This window comes from Mesorhizobium sp. WSM4850 (assembly GCF_055811735.1).
This window is the reverse complement of record NZ_JBVVPV010000071.1, coordinates 5,000-17,509: the sequence shown is the minus strand read 5'-3', so window position 1 is coordinate 17,509 and position 12,510 is coordinate 5,000. Positions and strand designations below refer to the sequence as shown.

Below are 12,510 nucleotides of genomic sequence, written 5' to 3'. Positions count from 1 at the left end.
AGGCACCCCCCTCTGTCCTGCCGGACATCTCCCCCTCAAGGGGGGAGATTGGCAGTTTCGCTGTTGGGTCCCCTCCTGCAACCTTGGAGAATGGCGAAGGCGGAGTTGAGAGCGCAATCTCCCCCCTTGAGGGGGAGATGTCCGGCAGGACAGAGGGGGGTCTCACAGAACGCAAGCCTCTAAAATCCGCCGCCAAACCCACCCGCACCCCCCTCGGAGGTCGCGACATCGGCTTCGTCTTCCAGGACCCGTCGGCCAGCCTCGATCCGGTAATGGCAGTCGGCGAGCAGATCGCGGAAGTCGCGCACACGCATCTCGGTCTTACTTGGTCGCAATCCTATGCCAAGGCAAAAACCCTGCTCGAACGCGTCCGCCTGCCCGACCCGGACGCCGCCTTGCGCGCCTACCCGCACCAGCTTTCCGGCGGCCAGAAGCAGCGCGTGGCGATCGCCGCGGCGATTGCGGCCGGTCCGAAACTGCTGATCGCCGATGAGGCGACCAGCGCGCTCGACACCATCGTGCAGGCCGAGATCGTCGCGCTGATCCGGCAATTGGTGGCCGAGGACGGCATGACGCTGCTGTTCGTCAGCCACGACATCGCGCTGGCCGCCGAGCTGGCCGAGCGCATCGCCGTGTTCCGGCACGGCGAGCTGGTCGAGCTCGGCACGACGGCGCAGATCGTCGCTAGTCCGCGCCACGCCTACACAAGAGCGCTGCTTAACGCCCATCTCGGCCTCGACGCCGAACCGCTGCTGCAGCAGTCAGGAGCGTCGCGGTGAGCAGTCCATTGCTGGCTGTTTCCGGCCTGACCAAACGATATCGTCGCGGCGGCAAGGCAATAGCCGCCGTCGATGATGTCTCCTTTCATATCGAGGCCGGCGAGACGCTGGCGCTGGCCGGCCCTTCCGGCAGCGGCAAGTCGACGGTCGCGCGGCTGCTGCTGCGGCTGACCGAACCGGACGCCGGCCGCATCGAGTTCGAAGGTGGCGATTTCCTGTCCCTGAACGATACTGCGTTGCGCGCCCGGCGCGCGCGCGTGCAAATGGTCTTCCAGGACCCGCTCGCCGCCTTCAATCCGCGCGCCAGCGTGGCGCGTGTGCTTGACGATCCCTTGCGCATCCATGGCATCGCAGCCCGATCAGAACGCCCGCGCCGCATCGCCGCTCTGCTCGAGCGCGTCGGCCTGAGCGCTGATCTCGCCGCTCGTGCCATCCACGAGATCTCGGGCGGCCAGCGCCAGCGCATCGCGATCGCTCGCGCCATCGCCCCAAACCCGTCGCTGATCATCCTCGACGAGGCGGTGTCCGCGCTCGACGTATCGGTGCGCCGGCAGATCCTGCAATTGCTGCTTGATCTGCAACGCGAGCAACGGATCGCCTATCTGTTCATTTCGCATGATCTCGGCGTCATCAGCGCCATCGCCCATCGTGTCGTCATTCTCGATGCCGGCCGCGTCGCCGAAAGCGGCAACGCCCGCGCGGTCATCGGTACCCCGCAGTCGGCGATCGGCAAGGCGCTGGTGGCGGCAGCGCCAAAACTGAACAGGACCAGCACGCAGGGCGCAGCGGACCGTCAGTAACCCAGCGCGCAACCATCCTTGCGCGGATCGGACGCGCCGGTAAGCGTACCCTTGTCCCAGTCGATCAGCACCAGCTGGCCGCCGCCATGCGGCTCGGTTGGGACGGACACGTCGTGACCTCGCTCGCGCAGGCCGGCGATCGCGTCGGCCGGAACGCCACGCTCGGCCTCCACAGTGTTCTGTCGGTAAAACACGCGTGGCGCATCCAGCGCCTCCTGCGGGTCCATGCCGAAGTCGATCATGTTGGTGAGCAAATGGACATGGCCGAACGGCTGGTAGCCGCCGCCCATCACGCCAAACGGCATGACTGCCCTGCCCTTGGCTGTCACCATGCCCGGCATGATGGTGTGCATCGGGCGTTTTCCCGGTGCGATGCGGTTTGGGTGGTCCGCCGCCAGGCGGAAGCTGCTGCCGCGATTCTGCAGGACGACGCCGGTCCTGGGGCCGACCACGCCGCTGCCGAACGAACCAAAGGTCGAGTTGATGAAGCTGACCGCATTACGGTCGCGGTCGACCACCGAGATGTAGACGGTATCGCTGGGCTGAAGCTCCAGGCGTGGCAGATGCGTCATTGCGCGCGCCGGATCGATCTCGGCGCGAAGCTGGTCGGCATGGGATCTGGACAACAACTGCTGCACGGGGACATGGACCTGGTTCTGGTCGCCGATGAAATTGTCGCGGTCCTGATAGGCAAGCCGCCCCGCCTCGATCTCGAGATGAAAGCGCTCGGCGCCGTTCGGTTCCAGCGAACCGAGCGAGAAGCCCGACAGCACGTTCAGCATGATCAGTGCCGTCAGCCCCTGGTTGTTCGGCGGCATCTGATGAATGTCGTAACCTCGGTAGGATGTGCCGACGGGCCTGACATAGTCGCCCTTCGTCGCCGAAAAATCCTCGAGCGCATGCAGCCCGCCAAGCGCGCGCAGACGCGAAACCATGTCGTCGGCGACCTCGCCTTCATAGAAGCCGGCACGGCCACGGCGCGAGACAATGCGCAGGGTCTCGGCCAGTTGCGGCTGCCGGTGCAGCTCGCCGGCCAGCGGCGCCTTTCCATCCGGCAGAAATATCCGCGCGGCATGTTCGTCGGCGGCCAGCAATCCGGCACTTTCAGCCCAGTCGAAGGCCACGCGGTCTTGGACGACATAACCCTGTTCGGCGTAACGTATGGCCGGTGCGAGCGCGGCGTCGATGCCCTTCCTGCCGTGATCATCGAGCAGCCGGCACCACGCGTCGACGGCGCCCGGCACGGTGACCGCGTGCGGACCGGACTCAGGCAGTTCGTCGAACCCCTTGTCCAGATACCACTGCGCCTCTGCTGCCGCAGGTGCGCGACCTGAGCCGTTGAAGGCCAGAACCTCGCCTTGACCGTTGGGACAATAGAGGACGAAACAGTCGCCGCCGATACCCGTCGATTGCGGCTCGACCACCGCCTGCACCGCCGCCGCGCACACGGCCGCGTCCATTGCATTGCCGCCGGACCGCAGCATCTCGATCGCCGCCAGCGTCGCCAGCGGGTGCGATGTCGCGGCCATCGCTTCCGTCGCACGAACCGGCGACCGTCCGGGGAGTTGAAAATCACGCATGCAGTTCAATAGCCTCCGACCAACCGGATGTGAACTGGCAACAGCAGCCAAAGGGCTGCGCCACCGAAAGCAGCACCAACGACGGAACGATCACCATGGCAGCGCCCAACCCTCGGAAGCTGCCGATCTCAATCAGCGAATCTGAAACTGTCCGTGGTGTAATCGGGGTAGGCATCCAGACTGTCGAAAAGCTCTGCCAGGTCACGGGTATCCGCCAATATCCCGGACAAGACCAGCGCGGTCGCCACGCCGGCACCAATTCCACCGGCGACATCGTGTTCGACGCTGTCGCCGACACAGACCACGCTGCTGCGGTCCGGGTTGCCCGCCAGCGCCAGCGCGGCGTCGAAGATCGGCGTGTAGGGCTTGCCGATGCGGGTGACGCTACCGCCGAGGCTCTCGTAGAGATCCGCAAGCTGGCCGGCGCCAAAGCGAGGCCCCACTGCCGTCAGCATGATCTTGTCGGGATTGGTGCAGAAGCACGGCACCTGCCGCATCGCTGCCGGCACAAAAAGCCGGCGATAGTGCTCGATATCGTAATGGTCGCCCTCACTGGCGGCGATCAGCACCAGCTCGGCATCGTCGCCGCCCCCGGTCAACACGAAAGGCAGGCCTTCAATCGCCGAGCGGTCGCCTTCGCGGCTGATCAGCAGGCACTTTGTGCTTGGGCGCAGCTTTCCCGATATCGCCATTTCGTGGAAGGACCGCCACGCGATCTCGCCGGAAGAGACAAATTGATCCCAGCTTCCTGGTTCGAAGCCGAGCTTCAGCAGGCGGGCCTCATTGGGCCGCGCCCGCCTGCCGGAATTCGAGACCAGCACGATCGTCCTGCCTGCTCGCTTCAGCGCCGACAACGCCTCCACGGCGCCCGGATAGGGGTTCGTGCCGTCGTGCAGCACGCCGAACTGATCGAGCAGGAACACCTGATAGCGCTCGACCAGCGCTCCGATGCCGTCGAGATGGTCGACTGGTTTCGTGCTCACAACAGCCCCGCTGCGATTGCGCCCATCAGCGCCAGCCGCGCCGTGCCGGCGGCCGCCTCGTCCGAGAGCGCCGGCAGAAAATCGACACCCAGCTTGCGCTGCCGGATCGCGGTCCAGGCGGCGTTTGCAGCACCGCCGCCGACACTTCTGATCGACGTCAATCGGGGGGCGCCGAGTTCGGCAAGCCGGCGATAGCCGAGCGCCTCGATCGCCGCGATGCCCTCGAACATGGCTTTCAGATAGTCGGCGTCGTCGGCCGGCCGCGGCGTCAGGCGTGGCGGCAGAGCAGGATCGGCCACGGGAAAGCGTTCGCCAACCGCGGGAAGCGGATAATAGTCGAGGCCGGTCTCGGTCATGGGGTCCATTGCCGCACTCAATTCGATGATGCGCGCGAGAGAAAAATGCTGCGCCAGCACCTTGCCGCCCGAATTCGACGCACCACCCGCCAGATAGGCATCTCCCAGCCGGTGGCTGTAGATGCCGAACTGCGGCGCCGAGATCGGCCGGTCGGAGAGTATCTTGATGGTCAGCGAGGACCCCAGCGCGGTGACGCCGTCGCCAACTGCCGCAGCCCCCGTCGCCAGGAACGACGCGCAGCCATCCGTCGTGCCGGCGACCACGGCGACGTCGCGCGCCAGGCCGAACCGGTCCGCTGCGCTCGCGGTGAGCTTTCCCGTGACATCGCCCGGCTTGACGACACCAGGCAGGAATCCCATGCGCATGCCGGTCGCCGCGATCCAGTCCGGCCAGCGGCGGGCCTCGACGTCGTAGCCGGTTTTCAAGGCATTGTTCTCGTCGCTGATGTCGAAGCGGCCGGAAAACTGTGCCGCGATCCAGTCGGCCTGATGCAGCACCGCGGCGACGCCGGGCTGGCGCTGGGACGACAGCGCCTTGGCGAGACCGGACGTCGCCCCACGGGCTGCGCTCGCGGCCGGCGCCTCGCGCGCGATCACCGCCAGAATGGCGTCGTCGTCGACCTTGTCGTTGTACATCAACGGCTCAGCCAGCGGTCGTCCGGCGCCGTCGACCGGCAGCAGCGTGCCGGAAGTGCCGTCGACGGCGATCGAGCGCACCGCCGCGCGATCAATGCCCGAAAGCAGTTCCGCCAGCGCCGCGCCGACCGCTGACCACCATGCGGACGGGTCGCGGGCGTTCTGGCCAAATCTGTCGAGTGGAACGGCGGAACGCGCGGCAATCGAAAAGTCCTGCCGCATGGCGACGGCGCGGGCGCCTGATGTGCCGATGTCGATACCGATCGAAACTGGGCCGGTTGACAACGCCATCTCAGCCGCCGGCTGCATTGAGTTTCTGGCGATACTGCTCGGCGTCCCAGTTGATCAGTTCGTCGTTCTCGGCGGCGGTCAGATAGTTCAGCTTCGCCGCGACGTCGACCCGCGCCGTCACGTCGGCGAGGCAGCGTTGCATGGCATCGGCGCCGGGACTGGCGTCGCCGCGCATCAACACCCCAAGCCCGGGAAACAGGATCGCCACCGGTGCCGTGCCGCACCGTTCGGTGACACGCATCACATCCTCACCGGGTCTCGCCACGACCGAACCCTGGCCGAGAAAGATGACGTGATCGGGATAGAGGCTGCCTCCCGACGCCATGCGGCAGCTGTCAGGATCGATCGCGACGGCATGCGCTTCGACATCCGCCGGCAGCCTGTGACCGGTGCGTCCGATGAGCGTCGTCAATGCCGCGATGTCTGGCTCCGCCACCTCGCGGGGCGGCCGCGCCAGCAACCCTGTGACGCGACGCAGCAGCGCCTCGGCGCCGGTGACGGTTTCGGCTGCGACGACCAGGCCATGATTGGCAAGGATCAGCACATCGACACCAGGCCGAAGGCGCTCGGCAATGCCCTGGGCAAGCGGCAGGCCCGGCCGGCGATAGGGGACATACGCCCATTCGAGGCCGTCCAGGCGCTTGGCGACTTGAGCCTCGCAGTCGGCCTGCACGGCAAGCGAAATGGTATCGACGCAATGGACATGCAGAACGACGCGCTGCGGCATCAGCGCGTGAACCGTGGTCTCGATCGAAGGACGCAGCTTGCGGGCGTTGAGCGCCTCGATGGCGAAACCCTGTGGCTGATCGGCGGCCGGGTCGCGCCGTTCGACAGCCCTGAGCAGCGGCGAGATCGCCACCGGGACCATGATGTCCTCGGCGAGCGCGTCCTTCAACCAGGTGCCGGAAGCCTTGATCCAGAGCGTGTCGCCGGCTTTCAGCGACGTGTTGCCGCCCGCGGCCTGGGTCAAGTGCGGGTCGCGCCCGATGCTGGCCGAAAGCGACCGCAAAGCAGCCAATTCCTGCGCATCCGCATTGATTGCCATCGAAACTCCTTCACAAACCGACCGCCTAGCCACGGCTTTGGATCCCCGTAGCCGGGACAGCGAGTGACGCTGGTATCGCAGCGGCGAGTAAGTTACGTCAATAGTGATCTTATCCCACCAAATCAAGCTTGCAATCTGATCTCTGTTGAGTAAGTTGCACCAATTGCCGTGGCAAAATGGCATTTCGGGAGGGTATCCGTTGAGCGACTCCGGCCGCCAGCGTCAGATCGTCGAGCTGTTGCGGGATCGCCCCTTCGCCTCGGTGCGCGAGCTGCAGGAGCGGCTCGGCGTGTCGGCTGCGACGGTGCGGCGCGACATCGACAAGATCGACGAGGCAGGCGAAGCACGCAAGGTCTATGGCGGCATCTCGGCGCTCGATGGCGCTGCGCAGGCGGGCGTCGCCTCTGCCAGGTCCTACGACGAGAACCGCGATCTCGCGGTCGAAGCCAAGCGGCAGATCGCCGCTCTCGCGGCGACCATGGTGCGCGATGGCGACGCCGTCATCGTGCATGGCGGTTCGACCTGCTTCCATCTCGGCGCCAAGCTCGCCGACCGCAACATCCGGCTTTTTACCAACTCGATGCCGCTCGTGGCCTATTTGAGCGACCACGGCCATTGCAGCCTGACCGTTGCCGGCGGCGAACTGCATCGCGAGCCTGGCATCATCCATTCGCTCACCCAGTCCGTGCCTTTCTACGCATCGAAGTTCTTTCTAGGCGCGCAAGGCATTGGCCCGGAGGGCGTGCTGGAATCGCATCCGCTGCTGGTCCGCTCCATCGCCGAACTCAGTCTCTGCGCCGACCAGATCGTGGTGCTGGCCGACAGCCGCAAACTGTCGATCCACGCGCGCAACGTCGCGCTGCCGTTGTCGCGCATCGGGACGCTGGTGACCGATGACGGCCTTTCCGATGCCGACGCACGCATGCTCGAAAACGCCGGCGTCATGGTGCGGATCGCCTCTGCCTCAAGAGCCGTCCAGTGAAGGTGGCTGTCCTCGACTTCGGCAAGACCAACTCGAAGCTGTTCGTCTTCGGTCAGGACGGGCAGATTCTAGGTGAGCGCCGGACCCAGCCGAACTGGACGCGCGAAGGCGGCTTCAGCGTGCTCGACGAAGCAGCGCTTCACGATTGGGCGGCGCGCGCCGTCGGCGAGGCGGTCGACATCCATGGCATAGAGGGCTTGATGGTTTCGGGCCATGGCTGCACCTTTGCCTTGGTCGACGATGCGGCGCTGACGCATCCGATACTCGACTACGAGCAGGAGCCGCCGGCCGAGATTGCCGCGCAGATCGATCGCCGCATTCCGGATTTCGCCGAGACCTTCTCGCCGCGCCTGCCGCTCGGCTTCAACTATGGTCGCCACATGCTGTGGCTGCAGACGGTGCAACCAAGCGTGTTCGCCGCCGCCAAATCGATCCTCGGTTATCCCCAATACTGGAGCTGGCGCTTTGGCGGCCGGGCGGTTTCGGAGGTGTCCTATCTCGGCTGCCACTCGCATCTGTGGGCGCCGCGCAAGCGCGATTTCTCCACGCTGGTCGACGCCGAGGGATGGCGCGGCCAGATGCCCGCCTTCGAGCGTGCCGGCGCGGTCATCGGCGAGCAGCGCTTCGGCGAGGCGGCGCGGCCGATCGCCATCCACACCGGTGTCCATGACAGCAATGCGGCGCTCCATGCCTATCGTCGGCAGGCGCTTGGTCCGGTCACCGTCGTCTCGACCGGCACCTGGGTTGTGGTGCTCAATCCGGACTGCCCGCTCGACGCGCTCGATCGCGATCGCGACATGCTGGTCAATGTCGATGTCGATGGCGGCCCGGTGCCGACCGTCCGCTTCATGGGCGGCCGTGAGTTCGCGACGATCAGCAACGGTTGGCAGGGCGCGATCACCCCCTCAGCCGTACAGCAGGTGATCGACGCCTGCATCATGGCGCTGCCGAGCTTCGCGGCGGGCGGGCCGATGCCTGGCCATCGCGGCGAACTGGTCGGGCGCGCACCAACCGCGGATGAGCGCGCGGCCGTGGCGCTGCTCTACGTCGCGCTGATGGTCGATCTGTGTCTCGACCTGATCCATTCGAACAACACGGTGATCGTCGATGGCGGGCTGAACAGTGGCGGCCTGCTTGCCAGCCTGCTGGCGCAGCTGCGTCCCGGCCAGGCCTTCATGCAGGGCGCCACGCTGGAGGGCAGCGCCACCGGAGCAGCGGCTCTGGCCTTCGAGAGTGTTGGACGCGAATTTGCCGCCGAGGCGCCAGAGCCCGTACGCGCCTCGAGCTTCACCGGGCTTGCCTTCTATCGCGATAGCTGGCGCGGTCTCGCCGCCGACCGAGGCGTCGCTGATGCCGCAGCGGGAGGCGCGCGATGACCGCCGCTGCCCGGATCGAAACCGTGCGCCAGCCAGTGCTGGAGATGCGGCACATCTCCAAGACGTTCGGCCCAATTCGCGCCTTGCAGGACGTATCGCTGACCGTCCACGCCGGTGAACTGCACGCGCTGATGGGCGAAAACGGCGCCGGCAAGTCGACGCTGATGAAGGTGCTGTCGGGCGCCTATCGGCCAGATGCCGGCGGCGACATCTTGATCGACGGCACACCGGTCGCGACCGGCGACCCGATCAAGGCACGCGCCAACGGCATTGCCGTCATTTACCAGGAGCTGTCGCTGGCGCCCAACCTGACGGTCGCGCAGAACATCTTCCTCGGCAACGAGCCGAGACGGTTCGGCATCGTCGACCGCGACCAATGCAATCGACGCGCCAAGGAAATCATCGCACGGCTCGGCGTCTCCTTCTCGGCGCGCGCCCTTGTCTCCAGCCTGTCGCTCGGCGAGCGCCAGATGGTCGAGATCGCCCGCGCGCTGTCGACCAGCGCGCGCATCATCGTCATGGACGAGCCGACGACCTCGCTGACCTCGCGCGAGACCGACAGGCTGTTCGAGGTGATTGCGACGCTGAAGTCGCAGGGCATCGCCATCATCTACATCAGCCACCGCATGGAAGAGGTCTACCAGCTTGCCGACCGCGTTAGCGTGCTGCGCGACAGCGGCTATGTCGGCACGCTCGAACGCGCCGATCTGAACGCCACGCGCCTGGTCTCGATGATGGTTGGCCGTGACCTGTCCGCATTCTACAAGAAGGATCACCGCCCGCCGGACAGCAAGCGCGCGATCGCACTGTCGGTGCGCGACATGTCGAACGGCAATCTCCTGAAAGGCTGCTCCTTCGACCTGCACAAGGGCGAAGTGCTGGCGCTGGCGGGCCTGGTCGGCTCGGGCCGCACCGAACTCGCGCGGCTGATCTTCGGCGCCGACAGGCACACGTCAGGCACGCTGGAACTCGACGGCAAGCCGATAGCCATCGGCTCGCCGCGCGAGGCGCTGGATGCCGGCATCGCCTATCTTACCGAAGACCGTAAGGAACTCGGCCTGTTCCTCGACATGTCGATTTCCGACAATATCAGCATGGGCGTGCTCGCCAGGGACGCGCAGGCCGGCGGCCTGCGCGACTTCGCCACGGCCGAAAGGCGCGCCGCCAAGGCCGTTTCCGACCTCTCTATCCGCACCAGGTCGGTGCAGGCCAATGCCGGCTCGCTGTCGGGCGGCAACCAGCAGAAGGTGCTGCTCGCCCGTCTGCTCGAAACCGAGCCGCGGGTCCTCATCCTCGACGAACCGACCCGCGGCGTCGATGTCGGGGCGAAGTCGGAAATTTACCGGCTGATCGACGATCTCGCCAAGAAGGGCATCGCCATCCTGATGATCTCCAGCGAACTGCCGGAGGTGATCGGCGTCGCCGACCGCGTGCTGGTGATGCGCGACGGAACTATCGCTGGCGAGGTGACCGCATCCGAAGGCCAGCCGCTCAGTCAGGAGGCAATCATGGAACTCGCAACGGGAGCGGCCAAGGGATGACCCATAAGGCAACCGGGATGAGTGCGGGTGACCAGACTGTCGGCAGGAGCCGGCGGCTGCGCACCGCCTTCGCCGCGCTTGGCATGCTGCCGGTCCTGATCCTTTTGGCGGCCGGCTTCCAGATCATGAACCCGCGCTTCCTCACCGAGACCAACCTGTTGATCGTCACCCAGCAGTCGTCGATCAACATCGTGCTCGCCGCCGGCATGACCTTCGTCATCCTGACCGGCGGCATCGACCTGTCCGTCGGCTCCATTCTTGCCGCCTCGGCGATGGTGGCGGTGATGGTGTCGCTGGTGCCGGAGTGGGGCATGCTCGGCGTGCCGGCGGCCATTCTGGTCGGCCTCGGCTTCGGCGTCATCAACGGGCTGCTCGTCGCCTACATCAAGCTGCCGCCCTTCATCGTCACGCTTGGTTCGCTGACCGCCGTGCGCGGCGTCGCCCGCCTGCTCGGCCAGGACACCACGGTGTTCAACTCGGACTTGCCGTTCGACTTCATCGGCAACGGGTCGCTGTTCGGCATCCCCTGGCTGGTCATCATCGCTCTGTCGGTCGTGGTGCTGTCCTGGCTGGTGCTCAAGCGCACCGTGCTCGGCACCTGGATCTATGCCGTCGGCGGCAATGCCGAGGCCGCCCGCCTCACCGGCATCAAGGTGCCCCTGGTGCTGCTCTTCGTCTATGGCGTTTCAGGCCTTCTCGCCGGCCTTGGCGGCGCCATGTCGGCGGCCCGGCTCTATGCGGCCAACGGGCTGCAGCTTGGGCAGTCCTACGAACTCGACGCCATTGCGGCAGTCATTCTCGGCGGCACCAGCTTCGTCGGCGGCGTCGGCTCGATCTGGGGCACGCTGATCGGCGGCCTGATCATTGCGGTGCTCTCCAACGGGCTCATCCTGGCCGGTGTTTCGGACATTTGGCAGTACATCATCAAGGGATTGGTCATCATCGTGGCGGTCGCCCTCGACCGCTACAGGCTCCAGGCAGGAGCAAGAACGTGATTGACCTTAGTCGCCGGCGTCAACGACCCGGTTTCATGTAACGCACCGTGAGAGGCGCGGGGCATCAGGAGGAAAAGAATGAAGACCATCGCTAAATTGCTCTGCGGCGTTGCCCTCGCGGCGGTCGCCGTCGCACCGGCTTCTGCCAAGGATCTGAACAAGGTCGGCATCTCGGTCGGCCTGCTCGGCAACCCGTTCTTCGTCGCCACCATCAAGGGCGTCGAGGACGCGGCCAGGAAGATCAACCCGAATGTCGAGGTGACGTCGGTATCGGCCGACTACGACCTCAACAAGCAGGTCTCGCAGGTCGACTCGTTCATCGCCGCCGGCGTCGACGTGATCATGCTCAACGCCGTCGATGCCAAGGCGATCGCGCCGGCGGTGAAGAAGGCGCAGGCGGCAGGCATCGTGGTTGCCGCGTTCGACGTTTCGGCGCCGGGCGCCGACGTCACCGTGATGACCAACAACGTCAAGGCCGGCGAAGCGGCCTGCCAGTACCTGGTCGACCAAACCGGTGGCAAAGGTGACTATGTCATCCTGAACGGCCCTGCATCGTCGTCGATCCTGGAGCGGGTGAAGGGCTGCAAGGACGTGCTGGCAAAACACCCGGACATCAAGATCCTCTCCGACGACCAGAATGCCGAAGGCTCGCGCGACGGCGGCCTGAAGGTGTTCCAGTCGCTGCTGACCCGCTTCGACAAGATCGACGCGGTGTTCGCCATCAACGACCCGACGGCGATCGGCGCCCAGCTTGCGGCCAAGCAGCTCAACCGCTCGGAGTTCATCTTTACCGCGGTCGACGGCGCGCCCGACATCGAGAAGGAACTCTCTTCCGGCACCTCGATGATCAAGGCCTCGGCCTCGCAGGATCCTTACGTCATGGCCGGCCAATCGCTGCAGATGGCAGCTGAAGTGCTCGCCGGCAAAAAGCCGGCCGAGGCGACGGTGCTGCTCGACCCGCAGCTGATCACGGCAGAGAACCTGAAGGACTATAAGGGCTGGACCGCGGCTCGCTAGCTAAAGCCTCCCAAGGCTGGTGGGGGGGGGGGGGGGGGCGCCCCCCAGTTTTTAAATAAGTATTTTTATAAAAACACCGGCGACAAGTTGTTGAGGAGGAGGGGGCACAAACGGGAGAAACAGGGTGGG

Annotated in this window: 11 protein-coding genes; 7 read left to right on the top strand and 4 right to left on the bottom strand. The window is 65.8% G+C overall.

Annotated features, from left to right (window positions below):
• Window positions 1-17: 17 nt before the first annotated feature.
• On the top strand, window positions 18-779 hold the full coding sequence (locus tag AC0L2Z_RS33170) for an ATP-binding cassette domain-containing protein (protein ID WP_473630395.1): 762 nt from the start codon (window positions 18-20) through the stop codon (window positions 777-779).
• A complete protein-coding gene (locus AC0L2Z_RS33165) occupies window positions 776-1,579 on the top strand; it encodes an ABC transporter ATP-binding protein (protein ID WP_473630394.1) in 804 nt (267 codons plus the stop codon). Before AC0L2Z_RS33170 ends, AC0L2Z_RS33165 begins: the two co-directional genes overlap by 4 nt.
• Here AC0L2Z_RS33165 and ggt read toward each other — a convergent pair.
• The 4 genes from ggt to AC0L2Z_RS33145 all read right to left on the bottom strand — a co-directional run bounded on the left by ggt (window position 1,573) and on the right by AC0L2Z_RS33145 (window position 6,470).
• Window positions 1,573-3,159 carry a gamma-glutamyltransferase gene (ggt, locus tag AC0L2Z_RS33160; protein ID WP_473630393.1) on the bottom strand — a complete coding sequence of 529 codons (1,587 nt, stop codon included), beginning with the start codon at window positions 3,157-3,159 and terminating at the stop codon, window positions 1,573-1,575. The genes AC0L2Z_RS33165 and ggt overlap by 7 nt on opposite strands.
• Before the next feature lie 128 nt (window positions 3,160-3,287).
• On the bottom strand, window positions 3,288-4,142 hold the full coding sequence (locus AC0L2Z_RS33155) for a TIGR01459 family HAD-type hydrolase (RefSeq protein ID WP_473630392.1): 855 nt from the start codon (window positions 4,140-4,142) through the stop codon (window positions 3,288-3,290).
• Window positions 4,139-5,425, bottom strand: coding sequence for an FGGY-family carbohydrate kinase (locus AC0L2Z_RS33150; RefSeq protein WP_473630391.1), 1,287 nt, complete (start codon window positions 5,423-5,425; stop codon window positions 4,139-4,141). Before AC0L2Z_RS33150 ends, AC0L2Z_RS33155 begins: the two co-directional genes overlap by 4 nt.
• Window position 5,426: 1 nt before the next feature.
• Window positions 5,427-6,470: a class II aldolase/adducin family protein gene (locus tag AC0L2Z_RS33145; RefSeq protein ID WP_473630390.1), complete on the bottom strand. Its 1,044-nt coding sequence runs from the start codon at window positions 6,468-6,470 to the stop codon at window positions 5,427-5,429.
• A 199-nt stretch (window positions 6,471-6,669) separates the two neighbouring features.
• On the opposite strand from AC0L2Z_RS33145, the gene AC0L2Z_RS33140 reads away from it, so the two are divergent.
• The 5 genes from AC0L2Z_RS33140 to AC0L2Z_RS33120 all read left to right on the top strand — a co-directional run bounded on the left by AC0L2Z_RS33140 (window position 6,670) and on the right by AC0L2Z_RS33120 (window position 12,381).
• The gene (locus tag AC0L2Z_RS33140; RefSeq protein ID WP_473630389.1) at window positions 6,670-7,452 is read left to right on the top strand and encodes a DeoR/GlpR family DNA-binding transcription regulator; all 783 of its coding nucleotides are present in this window, start codon (window positions 6,670-6,672) and stop codon (window positions 7,450-7,452) included.
• A complete protein-coding gene (locus tag AC0L2Z_RS33135) occupies window positions 7,449-8,828 on the top strand; it encodes an FGGY-family carbohydrate kinase (protein ID WP_473630388.1) in 1,380 nt (459 codons plus the stop codon). Before AC0L2Z_RS33140 ends, AC0L2Z_RS33135 begins: the two co-directional genes overlap by 4 nt.
• Window positions 8,825-10,369, top strand: coding sequence for a sugar ABC transporter ATP-binding protein (locus AC0L2Z_RS33130; protein WP_473630387.1), 1,545 nt, complete (start codon window positions 8,825-8,827; stop codon window positions 10,367-10,369). The genes AC0L2Z_RS33135 and AC0L2Z_RS33130 overlap by 4 nt, the downstream gene beginning before the upstream one ends.
• On the top strand, window positions 10,366-11,364 hold the full coding sequence (locus AC0L2Z_RS33125; protein WP_473630386.1) for an ABC transporter permease subunit: 999 nt from the start codon (window positions 10,366-10,368) through the stop codon (window positions 11,362-11,364). Before AC0L2Z_RS33130 ends, AC0L2Z_RS33125 begins: the two co-directional genes overlap by 4 nt.
• Before the next feature lie 78 nt (window positions 11,365-11,442).
• Complete coding sequence (locus AC0L2Z_RS33120; protein WP_473630385.1) at window positions 11,443-12,381, top strand: ABC transporter substrate-binding protein; 939 nt, start codon at window positions 11,443-11,445, stop codon at window positions 12,379-12,381.
• The last annotated feature ends 129 nt before the right edge of the window (window positions 12,382-12,510 follow it).